Origin of the sequence: Chitinophaga agrisoli (assembly GCF_008386695.1) — a bacterium.
GTDB lineage: Bacteria > Bacteroidota > Bacteroidia > Chitinophagales > Chitinophagaceae > Chitinophaga > Chitinophaga agrisoli.
This window is the reverse complement of record NZ_VUOC01000003.1, coordinates 753,734-776,012: the sequence shown is the minus strand read 5'-3', so window position 1 is coordinate 776,012 and position 22,279 is coordinate 753,734. Positions and strand designations below refer to the sequence as shown.

At 48.3% G+C, this 22,279-nt stretch carries 18 protein-coding genes; 5 read left to right on the top strand and 13 right to left on the bottom strand.

All coding sequences use genetic code 11. The features are described 5' to 3' along the window. Positions 1 to 9: 9 nt before the first annotated feature. The gene (locus F0L74_RS18525) at positions 10 to 738 is read left to right on the top strand and encodes a hypothetical protein (protein ID WP_149839365.1); all 729 of its coding nucleotides are present in this window, start codon (positions 10 to 12) and stop codon (positions 736 to 738) included. Between the two features lie 434 nt (positions 739 to 1,172). Here F0L74_RS18525 and lipB read toward each other — a convergent pair whose 3' ends face one another. Continuing rightward, positions 1,173 to 1,874, bottom strand: a complete 702-nt coding sequence (lipB, locus tag F0L74_RS18520; RefSeq protein ID WP_149839364.1) for a lipoyl(octanoyl) transferase LipB — start codon at positions 1,872 to 1,874, stop codon at positions 1,173 to 1,175. An 88-nt stretch (positions 1,875 to 1,962) separates the two neighbouring features. Here lipB and F0L74_RS18515 point away from each other — a divergent pair, with 88 nt between their 5' ends. After that, the gene (locus F0L74_RS18515; protein ID WP_149839363.1) at positions 1,963 to 3,030 is read left to right on the top strand and encodes an RluA family pseudouridine synthase; all 1,068 of its coding nucleotides are present in this window, start codon (positions 1,963 to 1,965) and stop codon (positions 3,028 to 3,030) included. 616 nt (positions 3,031 to 3,646) lie between these two features. Then, on the top strand, positions 3,647 to 5,365 hold the full coding sequence (locus F0L74_RS18510; RefSeq protein ID WP_149839362.1) for a T9SS type B sorting domain-containing protein: 1,719 nt from the start codon (positions 3,647 to 3,649) through the stop codon (positions 5,363 to 5,365). A 57-nt stretch (positions 5,366 to 5,422) separates the two neighbouring features. Here the strand turns inward: F0L74_RS18510 and F0L74_RS18505 are convergent, their stop codons facing one another. The 9 genes from F0L74_RS18505 to F0L74_RS18465 all read right to left on the bottom strand — a co-directional run bounded on the left by F0L74_RS18505 (position 5,423) and on the right by F0L74_RS18465 (position 11,626). Then, positions 5,423 to 6,358 carry a hypothetical protein gene (locus F0L74_RS18505; RefSeq protein ID WP_149839361.1) on the bottom strand — a complete coding sequence of 312 codons (936 nt, stop codon included), beginning with the start codon at positions 6,356 to 6,358 and terminating at the stop codon, positions 5,423 to 5,425. Between the two features lie 168 nt (positions 6,359 to 6,526). Next, positions 6,527 to 6,769, bottom strand: a complete 243-nt coding sequence (locus F0L74_RS18500; RefSeq protein WP_149839360.1) for a hypothetical protein — start codon at positions 6,767 to 6,769, stop codon at positions 6,527 to 6,529. 14 nt (positions 6,770 to 6,783) lie between these two features. Next, the gene (locus F0L74_RS18495; protein WP_149839359.1) at positions 6,784 to 7,335 is read right to left on the bottom strand and encodes an RNA polymerase sigma factor; all 552 of its coding nucleotides are present in this window, start codon (positions 7,333 to 7,335) and stop codon (positions 6,784 to 6,786) included. A 216-nt stretch (positions 7,336 to 7,551) separates the two neighbouring features. Continuing rightward, complete coding sequence (locus F0L74_RS18490) at positions 7,552 to 8,412, bottom strand: anti-sigma factor (protein ID WP_149839358.1); 861 nt, start codon at positions 8,410 to 8,412, stop codon at positions 7,552 to 7,554. Positions 8,413 to 8,414: 2 nt separating this feature from the next. Next, positions 8,415 to 8,933, bottom strand: a complete 519-nt coding sequence (locus tag F0L74_RS18485) for a sigma-70 family RNA polymerase sigma factor (protein WP_246197765.1) — start codon at positions 8,931 to 8,933, stop codon at positions 8,415 to 8,417. 111 nt (positions 8,934 to 9,044) lie between these two features. Beyond that, complete coding sequence (def, locus tag F0L74_RS18480; RefSeq protein ID WP_149839356.1) at positions 9,045 to 9,623, bottom strand: peptide deformylase; 579 nt, start codon at positions 9,621 to 9,623, stop codon at positions 9,045 to 9,047. A 110-nt stretch (positions 9,624 to 9,733) separates the two neighbouring features. After that, entirely contained in the window at positions 9,734 to 10,144 is a 411-nt protein-coding gene (ruvX, locus tag F0L74_RS18475) for a Holliday junction resolvase RuvX (RefSeq protein WP_149839355.1), read from the bottom strand. Between the two features lie 7 nt (positions 10,145 to 10,151). Continuing rightward, positions 10,152 to 11,018 carry a UbiA-like polyprenyltransferase gene (locus F0L74_RS18470; protein ID WP_149839354.1) on the bottom strand — a complete coding sequence of 289 codons (867 nt, stop codon included), beginning with the start codon at positions 11,016 to 11,018 and terminating at the stop codon, positions 10,152 to 10,154. A gap of 77 nt (positions 11,019 to 11,095) precedes the next feature. After that, entirely contained in the window at positions 11,096 to 11,626 is a 531-nt protein-coding gene (locus F0L74_RS18465; protein ID WP_246197764.1) for an RNA methyltransferase, read from the bottom strand. A gap of 169 nt (positions 11,627 to 11,795) precedes the next feature. Between F0L74_RS18465 and mutS the strand changes: the two genes are divergently transcribed. Both mutS and F0L74_RS18455 read left to right on the top strand, forming a co-directional pair. Further along, positions 11,796 to 14,405, top strand: coding sequence for a DNA mismatch repair protein MutS (gene mutS, locus F0L74_RS18460; RefSeq protein ID WP_149839353.1), 2,610 nt, complete (start codon positions 11,796 to 11,798; stop codon positions 14,403 to 14,405). 418 nt (positions 14,406 to 14,823) lie between these two features. Continuing rightward, positions 14,824 to 15,138 (top strand): hypothetical protein, encoded by a 315-nt coding sequence (locus tag F0L74_RS18455; RefSeq protein WP_149839352.1) that lies wholly within the window; start codon positions 14,824 to 14,826, stop codon positions 15,136 to 15,138. A 95-nt stretch (positions 15,139 to 15,233) separates the two neighbouring features. Here F0L74_RS18455 and F0L74_RS18450 read toward each other — a convergent pair whose 3' ends face one another. The 3 genes from F0L74_RS18450 to F0L74_RS18440 form a co-directional block, all read right to left on the bottom strand. Continuing rightward, positions 15,234 to 16,631 (bottom strand): sialate O-acetylesterase, encoded by a 1,398-nt coding sequence (locus F0L74_RS18450; RefSeq protein WP_149839351.1) that lies wholly within the window; start codon positions 16,629 to 16,631, stop codon positions 15,234 to 15,236. A gap of 124 nt (positions 16,632 to 16,755) precedes the next feature. Continuing rightward, entirely contained in the window at positions 16,756 to 18,327 is a 1,572-nt protein-coding gene (locus F0L74_RS18445; protein WP_149839350.1) for a SusD/RagB family nutrient-binding outer membrane lipoprotein, read from the bottom strand. Positions 18,328 to 18,352: 25 nt separating this feature from the next. Continuing rightward, the gene (locus F0L74_RS18440) at positions 18,353 to 21,688 is read right to left on the bottom strand and encodes a SusC/RagA family TonB-linked outer membrane protein (protein WP_149839349.1); all 3,336 of its coding nucleotides are present in this window, start codon (positions 21,686 to 21,688) and stop codon (positions 18,353 to 18,355) included. Positions 21,689 to 22,279 lie beyond the last annotated feature (591 nt).

The following is a 22,279-nucleotide window of genomic DNA, read 5'->3' as shown; positions in this document are numbered from 1 at the left end:
TTTTGACGTATGAAGCAGATCGCGCGTTTATCTTTTATTGCATTACTATTTTCCATATTCACCCTGTCGGTGAACGCACAGTCGCAGCAGTATACCCCACCGGTACTGCCCGACTTTATGGCCTTAATCAAAACCGGCAAGATCCAGCTGGAATGGTTATCGGGTTTTACCAATGTAAAACAGATCGGCATCCAGCGCTCCCTTGATAGTGTGCTCAACTTCAATACAATAGCGTACGCCTCCTACCCTACCCAAACCCGTAACGTATTCCTGGATAATAAGCCTTTACCCGGCACCAACTACTACCGCCTGTTCATCCTGTTCAACACAGGCCGTTATATGTACAGTAAGGTAGTGCTGGCCGTACCGGACAGCACCATCAGCGCCAGCACCAAATTGCAGGCAGAAGATATCACCAACGGGCCGCCTACCGCAACTGGCAAGTCACCCGAAAAAGCGCCCGAAAAGGTCATATGGCATCCTTCCAACACTATCTATACCACTGTGGACGGCAACGTGAACATCAACCTGCCGGAAGCGCCTAAAAAGAATTATTCCGTTAAGTTCTATGAAGCCACCGGCGCATTCCTCTTTGAGATCGACAAAGTAAAGGAGCCCTTCCTGATACTCGAAAAGGCTATTTTCCTGCATTCCGGATGGTTCAATTTTGAGCTGTTTGAAGATGGAAAGCTAAAGGAGAAGTGGAGCTTTTTTATTCCGCTGAATTATAGGTCGTAGATAAGTCTTAATTTGGGTCTTAGGGTCTTAGCGCCTTATAGTCTTTATAGTCTTACGATGGTAAATACGGTATCCCACATCTGATCCCGCAGCCTCCTGCCTTGCCGGCAGGATTCAAAAACGGGCCTCGGCTGGCGCGGCTCCTACAGCCAGCTTCCTAACCGAAATACCCGCGGCAGGCGCAGCCCGCTTTTTGAAACCTGTCCGGCAGGGGTAACTCCCTGAAATATGAACGATAGGAATACCAGATTAACAAGGATAAAAGAAAGTTGAACGCTTTTACCCCCAGTGTTCAACGCTTTTACCCTAGGGTGTGAACGCTTTTAATACGAGTTGCACACGAGTTTCATATGGGTTGCGCCTTAATAGTTCTGCAACATGCGTCCTTGAATAGCTATACGTTATCGGCCATCTCTCCGCCGATAGTTTTTCCGTCATAACAACTCCGCTTCAAAAACTTCTGCAAAATGTTTCCGGAGGGTGGCCTTTACTTCTTCCAGGGGTACCTGGCGGCCCAATTCCTGCTCAAGGGAAGTTACTTTCTTATCAGTAATACCGCAGGGGATGATATCATTAAAATAATTGAGGTCCGTATTTACATTCAGCGCAAACCCGTGCATGGTGATCCAGCGGCTGCAGCGCACGCCCATGGCACAGATCTTACGGGCTTCTGTGGGCTGCTCCGGCGCTATCCAAACGCCTGTTTCGCCTTTGGAGCGGCCGGCGGTAACGCCATAATCCGCTACAGTGCGGATCACCACTTCTTCCAGGGAGCGCAGGTAGCGGCCCAGGTCTGTGAAGAAATTTTCCAGGTCCAGGATGGGGTATCCTACGATCTGGCCGGGGCCATGGAAGGTGATATCCCCTCCCCGGTTGCTGGGCACGAAGGAAACGGCCTTTTCCTTCAACTGCTCTTCGTTGATGAGCAGGTTTTCCATATGACCGCTTTTACCAAGGGTATATACCGGCGGATGCTCGCAAAACAGCAGATAATGGCTGGTAGTCAGCACGTTATCCGCTGCGCGGGCGGCCGCCAGCTTGATCTGAACATTCTTTTGTAACAGGCTTTCCTGGTAATCCCAGGCTTTTTGATATTCAATCAGTCCAAGGTCGTCTACGTTGATCTGTTGTTTCATGCCACAAAGATAGGGAATCACCCGGAGCCGTCAGAAGGGGCGGCATGCGTTGAAATAAACTACCTTTGCAAAAATTATACGATCAAACATGTCGCAAGCATTACTGGAACTGGAAGATGAGCTGGACAACGGAGAAGGCAGCGAGGAGCTGTACGAACGGATAAATATGGTGGTGGATAAAGGCCAGGAACCGTTGCGTATAGACAAGTTCCTGATGAACCGGATAGTAAATGCTACCCGTAATAAAATACAGCAGGCCTGCGACGCCAGCATGGTGCTGGTGAACGATAAGCCAGTAAAATCCAATTATAAGGTAAAGCCGGCAGACCGGATCATCGTGTTCTCCAGCAAAAGCCCGGAGAGCACAGAGGTGGTACCGGAAGAGCTGGCATTGAATATAGCGTACGAGGATGAGGACCTCCTGATCATCAATAAAGAGCCCGGCATGGTGGTACACCCCGGCTGCGGTAACTATACCGGTACCCTGGTGAACGGCCTGGCCTGGTACCTGGGCGATGACCATACCCGCGCCATTACCCCGGAGATCCCCCGCTTTGGTCTGGTACACCGTATAGATAAAAATACCAGCGGACTGCTGGTAGTGGCCAAATCTGATAAGGCCATGAACGACCTGGCCAAACAGTTCTTTGACCATACCGTACAACGCCAGTACATGGCCCTGGTATGGGGCGATTTTGAGGAGGATGAAGGCACTATTGTAGCCCATGTAGGCCGGCACCAACGTTTCCGTAAGATCATGGATGCTTACCCGGATGGCGATTACGGCAAAGAAGCCATCACCCATTATAAAGTGCTGGAACGCTTCAATTATGTGACCCTTATCGCCTGCCGCCTGGAGACGGGCCGTACCCACCAGATCAGGGTACATATGCAGCATATGGGCCATCCTTTGTTCAATGATGATACCTATGGCGGCGACCGTATTGTAAAAGGTACCGTCTTCAATAAATACAAACAGTTCATAGAAAATTGCTTTGAGATCATGCCCCGCCACGCATTGCATGCCAGGACCCTGGGCTTCATACATCCACGTACCCGCCAGCCTATACAATTTGAAAGCCCCTTACCGGAAGATTTCAAAGGGGTAATTGAGAAATGGCGGCGGTATGTAGCAGCAAGACCGTTAGAAGAATAATAGCCGGTATAGCCATCGTTATCGGTAGGCCTTAGATAGAGTTAAGGAAGGAAGTAAAAGCGCATAACCTCATTGCAGGTAAACATCTTGAAACACCAGCATAGCGGTGGGCGCCGCAAACCTTTTTTAGAGCAAACTCATTAAGCTGAACCAGTTATAAAAAACCGCCTCAGACATCTATAAGGTTTTTGTGAAATATATTGCAAGTTGCTACCGGTTTAATTACCTTTCGAAAAAATACGGGCTCTACCATAAGATTTAGTGAAATGTATCGTTATAGGTCCGGACAAATTGAGCAGTGAGCACCAAAGGGAACTGGCCAAAATCAACAATACTCTTAGCATCATAAAAATAGTTCATCAACATACTGGAACAAGTATAAAAAAAGGAGCTGACCATGGTATGTTGGTCAGCCCCGATAAAGACAAAGGACATAACGCCTGTCTTTGTTGCTCTGTTCTCATAGCAAAGGTAACATACCAATAAGTTTTTTTTGCTAATCAGATGTTAATGGCAGTGAATTAGTTAGTGCATTTCGTAAAACCATTCTATGAAAAAAATTAACTATATATCCATAATTTTCTATTAATTTAGTGCCAACACCCATGTCCCATACATGAGAAGCCTCTTCCATTTCCGAATACCAGCTATCCTATTGCTTTTAGTAGCTGTTTTCTGCGTCGGCGTAGCCGGGCCGCATAATGCGTATGCCGCTCCTTCAAAGAGCCTGGTACTTACGCCTTTTACCTTTTCCCAGACTTGTGTGAACAGCCTGATCATCTTTACCATCACAGACGAGATGGGGATTGACTCCGTGAAATGGGACTTTGGCGATACGCCTTCCGGCGCCCTCAATACCACCACAGATATGGAGGGAGGCCACGTATATGCCACTATTGGTACGTATACCGTTACCCTTATTGCCTACCGGGCAGGCGTGGCGGATACCACCACGCAAACCATTACCATTGTGCAGCCTATCGTCTTTGCCTTTCCGGGTAATACGGATACCACGCTGTGCGAGGGTACCAGCCTCGTGCTGCAGGGGCCTGTAGAGCCAGGGGCTACCTATGAATGGTCGCCAAGGGCAGACTCTACCGGTTCCAGCATTGTAGCAGACACCATTGGCACTTATAAAGTGAAAGTGAACGGCTGCTGGGCCACAGACTCCGTAAACGTGTTCTATACGCCTATTCCGGAAATAGACCTGGGAACGGATCACCTGCTCTGTATCAATGAGGCCATCCGCCTGGATGCTACTTCGCAGAACGGCCGCTATCAGTGGTACCGCGACTTTACTCCCATTCCCGGAGAAAAAGCCTCTACCTATGTAGTGACCACTGACGGCACCTATATGGTAGAAGTAGACGCCGGCGGTTGCGGCATATACAAGGATACAGTTTCCCTCACTTTTGGCGGCCAGGAATATCCCTTCTCTATGGGACCGGATACCCTGCTTTGTCCCGGCGAGTCCATCGTGCTGGATCCCAAAGTAAGCGGCGCTACCCGTTTTCAATGGTATAACGGATCCCGCACGCCTACCATCACCGTAAGCCGCCCGGCAGAAGCCTGGGTGTTTGTGCAGGTGAACGGCCAGTGCGAAGTACTGGATACCGTGGTGGTGGACTATAACCGCCTCCGCGGGGTAGACCTGGGTAACGATACCACCATCTGTAAAGGCGAGTTCCTCGTGCTGACCGCCGATTTTGGCACCGGTACCTATAAATGGCAGGATAGCTCTGACCAGGCCACCTTCTATGTAAGGGAACCGGGTTGGTACTATGTACGGGCGCAGATCGGCCGCTGTATCTCCTCAGATACCATCCGCGTACTGTATGACGATACCCTGCGGGTAAACCTGGGACCAGATACCCTGCTTTGCCGGGGAGAACAGCTTAAGCTGCATCCTGCAGGCGCAGGCGGTAGCTATAAATGGCAAGACAGCACCACGGTGCCCATCTATACGGTAACAGAACAAGGCTATTATGCCGTGGTGGCCACCAATACCTGCGGGCAGGCCGTAGATTCCATTAACGTGCTATTTAAGGATTGCGACTGCCAGGTATACCTGCCTACGGCATTCAGTCCCAATAATGACGGCAGAAACGACTATTTCCGGCCTATATACCGGTGTGCGCTGGCAGACTTTAAGCTAAGCGTGTATGATCGATGGGGCGCCCGTATCTACTACACCACAGATCCACAGGTGGGCTGGACCGGCCGGCAGAATAATACGCCGCTGAATGTGGGCACCTATGTGTGGATAATGGAATATACAAATGCCAGTACCAACGAGGTAGTGAAAAAGAATGGTACGGTAACTGTAGTGTACTAACAAATACTGACTACCAGATACAAAAAGAGCAAGTGATATCACTTGCTCTTTTTTTTGCTAATTCAACTGAAACTTAGCAATAAATGCCGCTGTCTCCCGCTTTTTGAAAGGCACATCCCAGGTGCCATCATAAGTAACCAGGGAGGGTATCAGCAGGTCGTCCTTTTTGGCCATCTGTACATTCATCCGCACATTAAAATCAAACAGCATGGTCTTATAGGAGAGCGAATATTTACGGCCCACGATCTCAAAATTGTCTTTATTGAACCAGGTAACCAGCTCGTTGATCACCACATCCGCCCGGTCTATCCTGCCCAGGTCTTTTTTGGCGCCCGCGGTAAATACATAACAGGAAACGCCCAGGTATTCTTCTGCTGTGATGGAAAAATCGTAAAAGCGCATCACCTCCGGGTTAAAGATAGCCACTTTAGGCCCTACTATCGGCACGCCTCTTACCGGTTTGCCGGGGTTAAAGATCAGCTGTTTCAGCTGGGCCTTGTGCCGTTCCATGCTGCCGCCCGCCTTTTCCAGCGGCTCTCCGCTTTCATCCACACAGGCCGTGCCTTTTGTAAAGAAAAGATTGGCATACAGTTCTGCCGTATAGTAATTATAATCGCCTTTGGAAGTATAAAAATCGCCGGTACTTTTTTCATCCAGCACCTGCATAGTGCGGCAGCGGCCATTCATATGCTGTACGGTCTCGCTTTTCAGAGAGGCTTTTACCTTGCCTTCCTTATCATATACCCGGATATCGTTATAGCCGGTATAACCCAGCAGGCGCAGGTTCTTAAACGCACGGTAAAAAGTGGTATCATCCTCCACCCTTTTAATAAAACTATTCACGTCAAAACCTATACGTTTTGCATTCACCACCACTTCGTCAAGGTTAACGGTCATTCCCTTGTATTGAGCAGTATCCTGGGCATAGGCATTGTTCAGGTGCAACAGCACGGCGATAACAGCGCCGGCCACAGCTATCAGACGATTTCGCATTCGTGCAAATTAATGAATAATGCGCAGATATGGGTATGGGTATAGGCATCCATGGCCGCCCCTGCCCGGTAATAAAGGGAAGAATTGATGAGGGATGGAAAAGAGCTGTTGCTGGTTGGTCGCGCTACACAATAAACAAAACAGGAATAAACACCAGGCTGCGGCGCATTATTCAATCAGTTTTGTTTCGTCAGATACCATGCGGAGCAAATGCTCCTTAATGGCCGGCGGCGGCGCTACGGCCTGCAGGCGTATGTACTGCTCCATATCCCGCCGGCAGGCCTCTACTTCAGCCGCCAGTTCGGGAAATTGCGCCGTGGCTGCCTCCAGCTCCCGGGCTTCCTGCTCGGTAGCCATGCCAGCTACATATAATTCGATAATACCGGAAGTTATGAAACGCTGTTCACTCACGTTGTATAACGGTTTTATATCGTTTTTAAAAGGTTCCTCAATCTGATCATTGCCAGGCGTGTCCTGGTCTTTACAGTACCTAAAGGAATATTCAGTATAGTTGCTATCTCTTCCTGTGTACAGCCTTTATAGTACGATAAATCAATAATGATACGTTGTTCCTTATTCAGTTTTTCTAAAACTTTTGAAAGTCCTAGGTGATCAGTAGATTGGTAAACGGTTAGATGACCTGTATATAAATGTACGTCGTCGCCAACATCTTGGATTTTTTTATCCAATCTATGTGCTTTGGAACGAAGCATATCAATAGATGTGTTACGCGTAATATTCAACATCCAGGTGAATAGGCGGCCTTTTTCCTCGTTGTAACGGTCAATATTACGCCATATCTTCAAAAAAACCTCCTGCAGGGTGTCCCCCGCCGCAGTTTCATCATTCAGTATTTTTAATGCCACCCCGTACAGCGCCGGGGAATAATGGTCATATAAATAGCTGAATATCCGTTGGTTCCTGGCCTTCAGGCCTTGCACCAGCTCTGCTTCCGTATATGTATAATCGGATTCCACAATACCTCCTGGGTTAGTTTATTTAGTTCAGGCAAAAGAGCGCTTGCCAAAAAAGATGGCATAGGCGTTTATCGTATCTAAGGGAGGCAGTGGTTATGAATGGGGGTAATGAGAGCGAAAATTAGCAATTAAAACTGAATTATGGATATATCCATATGGTTAATTGTTCGTTATGTGCACGTATAACGAAAGTCCTTAATTATTAGTTATCTGTAATTAGTTGAGATTGACCTTAGCGGCAACGAAGATCTGGTCCAGCGATGCGGTGGGGCTACCGCCTTTTTTCTCCAGGGTGATGGCAAATACCTGGGCGGCAGTTACCTGTTTCATTTTTTGCAGTTTTGAATCGCCTGTTGTAAATACACCGGCGTCCACAGGTTTGCCGTTTACAATGGCCCACAATTGATATTGCTGATCAGCGGCGGGCGCAGGTAAGGATTGCGCCAGCAGGAATACGTCTTTGGATTGTGGATTCCAGCCAATGGTAACCAGCTGGCCGGTGTGTTTGCCCATACCGGCAAGACGGGTCCATTTAACAGCGGGGTCTTTCAGCAGCTTTAATTCTGTTATAGCATCGTCAAGCGCCCCATTAGCTGCCTGGTATTCCTGGTTCAGCTGTTCATGGGCTGCTTTCTCTTCGTCGTATTTTTGTTGATATTCCTTAGCGCTGCTGGCATTATTGGAACTCATGACCACGAAAATGATCAATGCGACCAACGTCAGTAAAAATGCAAATTGCCATATGCGCTGCGGCGGCATGGGTTTTCTTTCCCTGGCGCCGTTGGCCGAGGGCGATGGCATTTCAGGTGCGCGCAGCTCTTCCGGTAACAGCGTTTCGCCTTCCGGCAGCTCCTCCTGGTCAATTGCTTCCAGCAGGCGTTTGCGGATGGCTTTGGGCGGTGTAACAGCGTAGAGCTGTACATAACGTTCCATATCCAGGCGGCAGGCGTCTACCGCAGCCTGTATTTCGGGGTGCTGGGCAATAGCTTGCTCCACTTCCCTGGCCTCTTGTTCAGTAATGATCCCTACTACGTAGCTTTCTATGATACCGGACGATATGTAGCGTTGTACATCCACCTTTATTCAACCTGTTTTAAGATATTCCGCAATTGTATTATGGCATTCCGCATCCTGGTCTTTACTGTACCCAATGGCATATCCAGTATTTTGGCTATTTCTTCCTGGGTGCATCCCCGGTAATACGCCAGATCAATGATCACCCGCTGATCCTTATTCAGCTGGTCCAGCACTTTAGATAACCCGAGATGATCAATTGATTGCTGCACCGTGAATTGCTCCAGTGGGAAATTGCCGTTCCCGATCTCCTGCATCTTCTGTCCCAGCTTATGCGCGCGGGACCGCAGGGCGTCAATAGCCGTGTTGCGCGCTATGTTCAGCATCCAGGTGAACAGGCGGCCTTTGTCGGCGTCATACCGCTCCACGCCGCGCCAGATCTTCAGGAAGATCTCCTGCAGCACATCCACTGCGGCATTCTCATCGTTCAGCACTTTGAGCGCTACGCCATATAATGCGGGGGAATAGTGATCATATATATAGCTGAATACTTTTTCGTCCCGGGCCTTTAATCCCTGAACCAATTCAGCTTCTGTATATGTTAGAGTGGGTCTCAAATCAGACACTAGGATAGTTATGTATTGTCGGGGGCTAAAATAGAATGCTTTTTTTACATTACAAAATTTTATTCTATTTTATTTATGGAAAATCATTTTATAATCAGTGTTTATCTTCCCTTTTGAGATGTCTTCTAACTTGCCTTTCAGCATGCGGCGTTTGAGAGGTTTGAGGTAATCAATGAATAATTTACCCTCGGTATGATCATATTCATGGAAGATCACCCGGGCGGTGATGCCATGGAAAGTACGTTCGTGCGGCTGGAAGTTCTCATCTACATACCGCAGGCGGATCACCTCCGGACGGTAAACATCTTCCCGGATCTTTGGAATGCTCAGGCATCCTTCGCTGTAAGGCCATTCGTCCCCTTCTGTTTCTACTATATGAGCATTGATAAATACCTGTTTAACGCCGTTATCACCCGGATAGTCTGCTTTTTCATCCTCTTCCAGGTTGTTGATGATCTGCTCACTGTCCACCACAAATAAACGGATGGGCTTATTTACCTGGGGAGCAGCCAGGCCTACCCCACTGGAACCATACATAGTTTCCCACATATTTGCGATCAACTGCTGCAACTGCGGATAGTCAGGCGTAATATCTTCAGCTACTTTTCTCAATACAGGATGACCGTAGGCTACGATGGGTAATATCATGATAAATTAAAGTTTAAAGGATGCAAAGGTAAGAAAATAGCGGTTAGATTTTAGCAGTTAGCTGTTAGTCAGCGCCTACAGCTAATAGCTTACCGTTAAATACTAATAGCTTACCGGTACTGGAGGTACTCCTGTAGTAATACTGTGGCGCTGATCTCGTCTACCAGGCCTTTATTCTGACGGTCCTTTTTTTTGAGGCCGCTATCGATCATAGAGCGGAAGGCTATTTTGGAGGTGAAGCGTTCGTCTATCTTTTTAACGGGGATATCCGGGAAATGTTTGTGCAGGATGCGCACGCATTCCTCTACCAGCGCAGTGGCGTCTGTAGCGCCGCCATCCAGGCCTTTGGGCTCGCCTATGATGATCTGGGTGACCGGCTCCTGCGCCATATATTTTTTCAGGTACGGGATCAGCTCGTGGGTGAGCACCGTGGTCAAACCGCTGGCAATAAGCTGTAACGGGTCCGTGACGGCCAGCCCCGTCCTTTTCTTTCCGTAATCAATGGCTAAGATCCTCCCCATGTAGCGTTTATCGTGTTACCAGCATGTCTGCGATTACAAATACGGCATATACCACGCTGGCAATACCGTTGGTGGTCATAAAAGCCAGATTTACCCGGCTAAGGTCATTGGGTTTTACCAGCAGGTGCTGGGATATGAGCATGATGATGAACACGCCGGCCCCTATCCAGTACAGCCAGCTAAAATGGCCCACAAGGCCTATACTGATCACCATGGCGGCGGCAATGGCATGCAGCAGCTCGGATACCCTTAAGCCGTTGGCCTGTCCCAGCCAGGCGGGTATGGAGTTCAGCGCCTGCGAGCGGTCAAAATCCACATCCTGCAGGGCGTATATAATATCGAAACCGGATACCCAGCACAGCACCAGTACGGATACCAGCACCGGCAGCACGGCAAAATAACCAGTTACGGATAAAAAGGCCCCTATAGGCGCCAGGGAGAGGCCCAGGCCCAGCACCAGGTGACACAGGGCGGTAAAACGTTTGGTATAGCTATAGCCCAGCACTACGGCCAGCGCTACGGGCGACAGGAAAAAGCAAATACGGTTGATGAACCAGGTGCAGAGCATAAACAGCGCCGCGTTGGCAATTACAAAGAACAGGGCATTGCCGGGCGCAATAATGCCGGCGGGTATTTCCCGTTGTGCGGTACGGGGGTTACGTTTGTCAATATCCGCATCCAGCCAGCGGTTAAATGCCATGGCGGCACTCCGGGCAAACACCATACAAAGCACTACCAGTACAAACGGCTGCCAGGAAAAGGGATGCCCCGCTTTTACCGTAGCCAGGAAAAAGCCTGTCATGGCAAAGGGCATGGCAAAAATGGTATGGGCAAATTTTACAAGCGAAAGATACTTATTGACGGTGCTGATCATATTTAAAGCTTTTGGCTTTTTGCTGTTAGCTTTTAGCTCCAGGCCATCATCGGTGTAATGGCCAACGGCTGCTAAGGCTATTTTTTCATTTTTACAAAGATATCCCAAACCACAATACCGGCGCTCACAGAAATATTAAGGGAATGTTTCATACCGCTTTGGGGGATCTCGATACAGCCGTTCACGTGCTGCATCACAGCGGCGTCTACCCCGGTTACTTCGTTGCCAAACACCAGGGCCAGCGGCTGGTTGGCCGGGGGAATAAAAGCATCCAGCATCACGCTCTGTGCGGCCTGTTCCACCGCCATCACCGCATACCCTTCGGCTTGCAGCTGTTGTACTGCTTCGAGGGTCGTGGGCAGGTATTGCCAATCCACCGTTTCTGTAGCGCCGAGGGCCGTTTTATTGATATCCCGGTGCGGAGGCGTGGGGGTATACCCGCATAAAACCAGGCCCTGTACCAGGAAAGCGTCGGCCGTGCGGAAAACGGAGCCCACGTTATGCATGCTCCTGATATTATCCAGCACCAGCACTAAGGGGGTTTTATCGGCCTCCTTAAACTGGTGGATGGTTTTACGGCCCAACTCGGCCATACTTAGTTTACGCATAAGGACAAAGATAATTTAATGTGCTGATGTGCAAATATGCTAATGTGCTAATGGGAGAATAGAGGCATATAAATAACATGTATTATATCAGTTTTATATTATAAAATCACCGCTTTACATCAGCACATTAGCATATTTGCACATCAGCACATTTACTATATTTGCGCCTATGGCTAAAAGCAAATCGGAAGAAACCCCACTAATGCAGCAGCACAACGCCATCAAGACAAAGTATCCGGATGCTGTGCTGCTGTTCCGGGTAGGCGATTTTTATGAAACATTCAATGAGGATGCAGTGATTGCTTCCCGGGTATTGGGTATTGTGTTAACCAAAAGGGCCAACGGCTCGGCCTCTTATGTAGACCTGGCGGGTTTTCCCCACCATGCGCTGGATACTTATCTGCATAAACTGGTAAAAGCCGGGCACCGCGTGGCCGTATGCGACCAGCTGGAGGATCCCAAGACGGTAAAAGGCATCGTAAAACGCGGCGTTACAGAGATGGTCACCCCCGGCGTGGCCGTGAATGATAAACTGCTGGAGAACTCCAGCAACAACTTCCTGGCCGCCGTACACTTTGGCGCTACCGCCACGGGCGTGGCATTCCTGGATATCTCCACCGGCGAGTTCGTAGTGGCCCAGGGCAACGAGGAATATATTGAAAAACTACTGCAAAGCTTTAAACCGGCAGAAGTAGTTTTTGCCCGGCCGCAGCAAAAACATTTCAAACAGGTATTTGGCAGCCGCTTTTATACCTATACGCTGGAGGAGTGGATCTTTACCACCCAGTATGCACAGGAAACGCTGCTTAAACATTTTGGCACCCACTCCCTCAAAGGGTTTGGGGTAGATGATATGCAGGAGGCACATATTGCCGCGGGCGCTACCCTGCACTACCTGCGGGATACAGAGCATCCGCACCTGCAGCATATTACCGGCATGCAGCGTCTGGAACAGGATGATTTCCTGTGGATGGACCGCTTTACCGTACGTAACCTGGAACTGCTGAACAGCAGCGTGGAGAACGGACATACCCTGTTACAGGTGCTGGACAATACTGTAAGCCCCATGGGCGCCCGCCTGCTAAAACGCTGGCTGGTATTCCCATTGCGCGATATACAGCAGATCAACGAGCGCCTGGATGTGGTCGAATACTTTATCCGCGAAACAGACCTGGCCAAAGGCCTGCAACAACATCTTAAACAAGCCGGCGACCTGGAAAGACTGGTATCCAAAATACCGCTCAAAAAGATTAATCCCCGCGAAGTGATGCAGCTGGCCAAATCCCTGCAACAGGTAGCCGCCATCCAGGAGCTGCTGGCCACTACAGACAATGCCTATCTGCAACGCCTGCACGCCCAGCTGGACCCCTGCCCTGCTATTCTGGAACGCATCCTGGAACAGGTAACGGAAACGCCGCCGGTACAAGCCATTAAAGGCGGCGTAATACGGGAAGGCATACACCCTGAGCTGGATAAACTGCGGCTGATAGCCAGCTCAGGTAAAGAATACCTGCTGCGTATACAACAACAGGAATCTGAGGCCACCGGCATCCCCTCCCTGAAAGTAGCCTTTAACAACGTGTTTGGCTATTACCTGGAGGTGACCAACGCCCACCGTAATAAAGTACCCACCAACTGGATCCGCAAACAAACGCTGGCCAATGCAGAGCGTTACATTACCCCGGAGCTCAAGGAATATGAAGAGAAGATCACCGGTGCGGAGGAAAAGATCCTGACCCTGGAGATACAGTTATTTGACGACCTGTTACTGGCCCTGCAGGAGTACATTGTGCCCGTGCAGCAGAACGCACAGGCCATGGCCCGTATGGACTGCCTGCTGTGTTTTGCGGCCAATGCATTACAATACAAATACCGCCGTCCGCTGCTTACGGAAGATCATACCCTGGATATCCGTGATGGACGGCACCCGGTGATAGAACGCGGACTGCCTGCCGGTGAAGCCTATGTAGCCAATGATATACTGCTGGACCAGGAGACACAGCAGATCATCATCCTTACCGGTCCTAACATGAGCGGTAAATCTGCCCTGCTGCGGCAAACAGCTCTTATCACCCTGATGGCGCATATGGGCAGTTTTGTGCCGGCCAGCGCAGCCACTATTGGTCTTACGGATAAGATCTTTACCCGTGTGGGCGCTTCGGATAACCTGAGCGGCGGCGAGTCTACCTTTATGGTGGAGATGAATGAAACCGCCAGCATCATCAACAACATCACACCCCGCAGCCTGGTAATACTGGATGAGATAGGGCGCGGCACCAGCACTTACGACGGCATCTCCATTGCCTGGAGCATTGTGGAATACCTGCACGATATGACGGAGCACCGGCCCAAAACACTGTTTGCCACGCACTATCATGAGCTGAATGAACTGGAGAATAAACATGGCCGCGTTAAGAACTTCCATATCACCAATATGGAATCCGGCAATAAAGTGATCTTCCTCCGTAAGCTGGCGCCCGGTGGCAGCCGCCACAGCTTTGGTATACATGTGGCCCGTATGGCCGGTATGCCACCTGCGCTGGTAGAGCGCGCCAACGAAGTACTAGGCACGCTGGAAGAAAAACATATTGAAGCGCCGCTGCAGAAGAATGTTAAACAGATCGCGCCTTCTGCCGCTAAAGTACAACTGAGTATTTTTGATGCGCATAGTGATACGTTTAAAGAGATCAGGGACATGCTCGAGCATGTGGACATAAACCGGCTAACGCCTGTAGAAGCGCTGCTAAAGCTGAGCGAGATAAAACAGCTGCTGAAATAATCAAATCGATATTTAAATTATAATCATAAAAGTCAGTGTGAAAAACGCACTGACTTTTTTATTATTCATTCTTAACAACATAAGTATTCAACGATCTGCGTTAACAAAAAATAATGTTTTTCGTGTCAAAAAAACACCTACATTCGATACGATAATTTTTTAGTGAACCCTCAGTTAACCATTAGCTATGAAAAAAGTTTTCTCTCTGTTATGCGCTTGCTGTGCGCGATGTTTCCCGTATCTGGTTTTGCCATCAGCGACTTTTTAAATAAACGTTCAGACATCATATTTACGAGCATTTTTTAACCCACAACAATAATTACCATTTATGAAAAAGTTGTTAGCTATTGCACTGCTATTGTGCACTGTATTCTCATTGTCCAGTTTTGAAAATGTACCTAAGCCAAATCACAAGTCCGTGATTAAGAAAAGCGCCTTTACGCTGCCATTCCCTATAACCGGTACTACATGGGGCACCCCCACTGCAGGAGGCCCTGCCGGCAACTACATTGATTATGAAATTCACGGGAGCGGCGATGTGCCTACTTCCGTTACCTTGTACGATAATCGTGTAAGCCCGCACACGCAGATTGCCAGCTACATGTTTACGACATCATCTCCGAACGTGTATACAGCCACCGGCATGAAATCTGTTACTACCATCACCGCAATACAATTACATGTTAACTCTGCCTACTCAAATGGGTACCTGGTAGAGGTTATTGGTCTTTAAAAGCATCTGCTAATGCAGCATTATTAAACGAAAGCACCCGGCATATTAATTATATGTCTGGGTGCTTTCGTTCTATTTGTGATCTTGCTGCTATTCTACCACTCATCCGTCCTGAAAGACGAAGCCGGCAATCCTTCCGTATTAAACAAACTCCCCACCAGCCAATCTTTAAATCCATACCGCACTGCCACTGGTGTTTTCACTTCTTCGCTCTTCACTGCTATCCCATAAAGTGTGATCCAGGCCTTAGCCGGATGGAATACTTTATCCTCGCCTGCCACTTCAAAATCAGACAAGGGTTTGCCAAAAGAAGTTAAACCATTCACCGCATTGTTAAATAGCAGCTTTACCGTATCTGTAGCCACCTGCATGGATTTAAGCTCCGGCCCTGCATAAGGCACGCCTTTGTACCCATACGTTTTAGCCAGGGCATTATACAACAGCCGCTTGCTGATGATGGTCTTATCTGTGGGATGTATATTCTTCTCGTCACCTACATCCATACTTACCGCCATACCTGCATTGGGAATCTGCGGTAATGCCTTTAACTGCGCCTCGCGCAGCAAAAACGTTTCCCCTTTATCGCCGCCATAAACAAACGGGGCTATCTGCACATAATAGAAAGCCCATTCCCCGCTATTCCAGATAGTGCGCCATTCCTTTATCATAGCGGGCATCAGCTTTTGATACTGTGCTGCACGCAGACGGTTGCTTTCACCCTGGTACCAGAGCGCGCCCTTAATAGTGTAGCCTACCAGCGGGGCTACCATTCCGTTATACAGGTTGGTGGGATCATTCGGGTTTAACTTTACGGTATCTGTTACAGCGGGCACTTTTATCTCGCCGGCAAATGGCTGCAGGCTCTGTTCATCCATCCAGGCCTCTATTACAGTGCCGCCCCAGGTGGCCTCCATAATACCTACCGGCACCCTTAATTTTTCCTGCAGCATCTTTGCAAACTGATACCCTACAGCGCTAAAATTGCCAGCTGTTTCCGCATTGGATACTTCCCAGGCAGCATTACAGGTACCAAGCGGCGTGCGGGATATCTTTTTGGGTACTTTAAACAGGCGGATCAGCGGGTTATCAGCCTCCATCATGATATCCGCGGCATGTAATACCGGCTGGTTCTTAAAACCCTTCACCGGCATTTCCATATTGGACTGGCCGGAGCAGAACCATACCTCGCCAATAAGTACATTTTTCAGCGTTACCGCAGTACCATCAGAGATAGTGATCTCATAAGGGCCTCCGGCAGCGGGCGTTTGCACCTTTATCTTCCAGGCCCCGTTAGCGCTAGCTTTGATGGCATACTGTTTTTTGTTCCAGGAGGTGGTAACGGTGACCCTGGCATTATTGGCCGCATTACCCCATAAAGCCGCTTCAGATTGCTGTTGCAGCACCATATTGCTGCCTATTACAGCCGGTAAGGTAATATTAGCGGAAGCCGCCAGGGAAAACAAGAGGAAGCAGGCGATGATGAGTTTCTGCATGAGTGGAATTTTATGGTTACAAATAATGATAACGCACAAAATACATCATCGAAGGGGTAAAAAAAAGCGCTCCGGACTTTTACCGGAGCGCCTTATATCTGTTGCTATATGACAGCAATATCGTTTATCTCATCCAGAATACCTTAGAGAAAGGTTTGTCCTTATCAGCCACGGCAGCATAATTTTTTGCGTTCATAGCTACCTCTTTGGTAGGATACAGCAAGCGGTATGCCGGTGATGGCACTTGCGTAGTACCCGGATCTGTCGCAAACGTCAGCTTGGGGAAGCCGGTCCTTCTCATTTCTGCCCAGGCTTGTGTGTTCTGGAACAAGCCAAAATCTGCCCATTTCTGGGTGGCGATCTTGTTCAAATTATCAGTGCCATATGCCACTTTAGCATTGGTGAGCAGCAGGGCAATTTCCGCACCGGTGATCGGTGTTTCCCGGGTGCCCGGATCTGAACTGTTAGTATGTATCGAATAATAGAGTTCGATGGATTGTTTGATCCCGTTTTCGTAGAACGATTTGGCGGTTCCACCGGTGAAGCCCCATCTTTCAGCAGCTTCCGCTTTCAGGAAGTTTACTTCTGCGGCCGCCATAATGATTCCCGGCACTCTCTGATTTTTAACAAAAGTAACCGTATCAAGCGTAGATACCAGCTGGTTGCTGATCATCGCCTGCTGCTGCGCGAAAGGTAAAGACACAGGAAGACCCTGGTACTGGCCATTTTTGTTCAGGGCATATACAATCCTTAAGCGGGGATCTCCGGAAGGCTTCCACAGTGAATCCACCAGGTAACCAGGCGCCACATTATGGCCGTTTACAAAAGCGCCTTGTGAACCATCCAGTATGGTAAGCAGGTCTGTAGAGCCTGTAGTAACCAACGCATTGTCCGCATTACCGTCTATCACCGGGTAACGGGTAGGATCACCCATTATTTCCTGTATATAAGATTTAGCCTTCGGTTCATCCACGTAAGAGATGCGCATAGCCAGGCGTAAGATCAGGGAATTGGTATACCTGCGCCATTTCTGCAGATCGCCCTTGTACACGATATCCTGTTTGGCCAGTTTACTAAGATAGAATTGCTGCGGCTGTACGGTAGCCAGCCAGTTGCTGATGCGTTTTAAATTTACCAGGGCGGTGTCATAAACATCTGCGCCATTGTCATAGCTAGGCAAATCCACGGTTCCGTTGGTGTTCAGAGAACCTGCCTTGCTGAAAGGTATATCTCCGTAAAAGTCTACCATCTGTGTAGCCTGGTCAAGCAAAAATACTTTTCCGGTCTCCATCAGTAACAGGTAGCCGTCTTTTTCAACATCGGAAAGGTCTTTATACAGCTTTTCCATTTCGCGGTAGCTGGAGATAGGCGCTGTCCAGTTACCGTCCGGAGAAGCGTAGAAATCATCCCAGCGTTGTTCAGCGAAAGCAACCGCCTGTTCGTACATCTTGTTGGTAGTGGGAACGCCTACTGTTTGCGTGTATATACCCATCTGTCCGGTCATGAACGTAAATACATTCCAGTAATCCGGCACAATACGCCTATTGCGGAACAGACCGGTGTACAGCCCGTCAATAGTACCGTTGGTAGTCTTTTCGGGGTTCAGGTACCTGTCTTCGAACGACGACTTTTTGCATGAGGCAATGAAGCCTAATACCGGTACCAGCATTAATATGATCAATATATTCTTCTTCATTTTTTTCAGTTTTAAGCTGGTTCAATTAAAAGCTCAGTCTCAGATTTGCTCCTAAAGTGCGGGTAGGCGCCATGGTGCCGCTTTCTACACCCTGTGTCACGAAACTGCTACCAATACCAGCTTCAGGATCCAGGTTAGGCAGTGTCTTGTAGAAGTAGAAAAGGTTGCGGCCAAAAATGCCCACTGTCAACTTTTGTATTTTCAGTTTGCTAAGCATCCCTACCGGCAGTGTGTAGTTCAAGGAGAACTCACGGAATTTAATGAAGTTGTTGTCGTATACAGCATTGGAATACGAGTTCATGGTTGCGTTACTGGCGTAGTTACCCCATTGGAAGGTATACACGTAATATTGCGCCGCAGTCAGGATCTTCTCATTCTTTTTGCCATTTTCGTCTACACCATCCAGCACCACACCGTCATGGAATACAGTGGCACCTGCGGGTGCGGAAGCGCCTTTGTCCATACGGGTTCTGTTACCGGTTGCATCTTCATAGTAGGTGATACCGCCATTGGCTTCATCACGGTACTTCATAGTGCTCTTGAACATACCGGCGCCTGTGTTGTAGAAGTTACTGAGAGAAAGCATCTGACCACCCCAACGGAAATCTACCAGGAAGTCCAGGCTCCAGTTCTTGTAACGGATAGTATTAGCAATACCGCCAGTCATTTTGGGCTGAATGTTGCCAGCTTTCTCATACCTGGTAAAGTCTGTTATATAAAAACCTTGCGCATCAGTGATGAACTGACCTTGTGCATCTTTTTTGAATGGACGAACCATGATGTCGCCAGCTGCCTGTCCCACATTCGCAACAATATCAAATGAACCACCATCAGGAAGATCACCGGTAGTGAGGCGCATTTGGTCAACACCGGAACGGAGGCTCTTCAGCTTGTTTTGGTTAAAGCCCAGATTGCCGCGCACGCTCCAATCAAAATTCTTCTTGGCAATGGGCGTACCATAAATAGCCAGCTCAAGGCCTTGGTTACCCAGATCACCTACGTTCTGCCAGATAGAGCGAGCGCCTACGGTGGTAGGTACAGTCAAGTTAACGATCTGTCCTTTGATTACGCTGTTATAGAAAGAGAAGTCAAACCCGAAACGGTTTTCAAACATTTTGGTTTCCCAACCCACTTCAAACTCGTGCTTAAACTCAGGCTCCAGATCATTGTTGCCATATTGAGAAGGCGGATACAGCATAGCTACACCATTAACCGGGGTACCGCTATACACGATATTTGCCTTATACAGATCAGGAGGCGTTGCAGCCACACCATAAGACAGGCGTAATTTGCTGTAGTCAACCATCCGCGGCATGTGTAAAGCCTTACTTAATTCAAAGGAAAGGCTTACGCTGGGATAGAAATAAGCATTATGCCCGGGCGCCAGGGTAGAGATCCTTTCGTAGCGCTCTGTGGCTTCCAGGAACAGGAAGTTGCGATAGCTTAAACCCAGGATACCAAAGATACCGTCCTGCAGGTAAGAAGTCCTGGAAGTCCCAAAGAAGTCGTTATTAGGATTAATGGGACTCTTAGAAGCGTTAATAGTGAACCAGTTCTCTTCAATCAGACCATCCCTTGTACTGGCATAGTTATATCTTTTGTCTTCACGGCGTGCCTGATAACCCGCACTGAAGCTTAAGCCAAACTTAGGAGAAAACTCCTTATTATAAGTGGCTAACAGGTCCGCATAAGAAATATTATACTGGTTGTTGGCCACCGCATATGCGCCGGAAGCGCCGAAGGCCAGCGGGTATTCCGCGTAGTTCTTCTGCTCAGATCCGTAACCGGTAAAGTCGTTACCAAAACGGCCACGCACCTTTATATTCTTGTTTATTTCATAGCTAACGGTAGCGCTGGACACTACACGGTTTGTTCTTTCATCATAGCTGTTCTGCAGTTGGTTCCACATCCAGCTCAGCAGATCTGTCCTTGATCTGTATTTAAGCGCTTCTTCGGGATCGAGCGCTGTATTATCATATGGCGCAAATTTATATCCCTTGCTGGTTTTATACTTATTGAAGAACACATCCATATCATCAGCCGGGCTCACAAAACCGCCGTAGCTACCAGTCATTGAGTGTATCTGGTCTGGCCGGTTATGTACAAACTCGTTCACGTAGTTAACAACGAAATCTGTAGTTAATTTAGGTGTTATTTTATAAGAGGTGTTCAGGTTGAATGTATTTTTTTCCTGCTTGCTATTCAGCTGTATACCCTTATAATCGTTACGGGTATAGGAGAAACGGATACTTCCTCTCTCATTTGCGCTGTTAATAGCCACATTGGCGATAGAGCTGCCGCCTGTACGATAGAATTTTTTCCAGTTGTCAGGATGCGCCTGGTATTTACGCGTTGTTCCGTCCCAATAGTAAAAATCGCGACCGTCAAACTTAGGACCAAACTGAGAATATGCACCAAAGAATGGCGTAAGATCGGGCTTACCGTCTCCGTTTACATCCGCATTGGACCAACCGTCTTTGTCATAACCGGCGGGGTTATCATTACGGCCGTAGCCAGGACCATAGCTAGTCTGGTATTCCGGCAGGAAGGCTACTTTTTCCATGCCATATGAATAGTTAAAGTCAACGCCAATGCCCTGCCTTCTTGTACCTTGTTTGGTAGTGATCAGTACCACGCCGTTGGAACCGTTGGAACCATACAGGGCGGTTGCAGCAGCGCCTTTCAGGATGCTCACGTCCTGGATATTTTCAGGGTTGATATCCAGCAAGCTGTTGCCACGAATACGGTCGTACTGGCTGTTTAGAGTAGTGCTGTTAAAGTTGGCATCGTTCCTGATGGGCACACCGTCCACTACGATCAGCGGCTGGTTATCACCGTTCAGGGTGTTCACGCCCCTGATCTTCAGGATCACCGCACTGGTAGCACCACCGGGAGCGCTTTGTACGCTAACACCGGCGGCCCGGCCATACAGTGCGGAACCAAAGTTGGTAGGGGACGCCTTGATCATATCCTCACCGGATACGTTGGCAATCGCATACCCCAGTTTACGGCGTTCGCGTTTGATACCCAAAGCCGTTACCACGATCTCATTCAGACCTTTGCTATCCGGCATCATTTTCATAGCCAGGGAAACACGGCCATTCAGCGGAACTTCCTGGCGCATGTAACCTACATAAGTAAAAAGGAGCGTAGCATCTGTGCTCACACTTAATTTAAAGGTACCATTGGCGTCCGTGAGGGTACCGTTGGTATTGCTACCCTTTTCCTGGATACTCACGCCCACCAGCGGGAGGCCTTTTTCATCCTGCACGATACCGGCTACCGTTTTCTTTTCCTGTGCTAAAACAAAGTTCGCACACAACAGAAAAAGTACCGCGCATACGAGGAGCGATCTTTTCATTTTACTGTTTTTTAGTTAGATTAATTACTATAGTGTTAAAGCGATTAATTGAATGAGAAACTGGCATAGTTATAACTATCCCACGGCGGGGGATAACGGTTTTCATACAATATTTATTCAATAACGATATAGGCGCCGTAACCGGATGGTTCGCGATACAAGGTATAAGGAATAATTACTGCTCACTGATCACTCAGTGATGTCTTTAAGGCGTTGTGTCAAATTGTTCCATAGGTTTCAAAATAGGTTTTCAAAAGGTTTCATAAAGGGATATCCCGCTGTCACGCTGCTTTTTACAGTCCCTCAACGGCTATCCACGGTATAGAATTTTTTATAAAAAAAGCTTTGTAATCTTAGATGTAATATAGTAATTTATTGAATAATAGTAAAAAACATCGTAATATTTCTACCATTGTCCCTTTGGGTTTAATCTTGTGTCCCATCCAAAACATCTACATTTCCAGAACCTGCCCAAGTGGCAGTTTTTTCCCGCCTCCACGGCAGGTACTAATATAAGGACAATACAAGTAGTTACATAAACTTATATTGAAATAGTTTTATCTATTGATCACTGGTTATTACACAGTCACT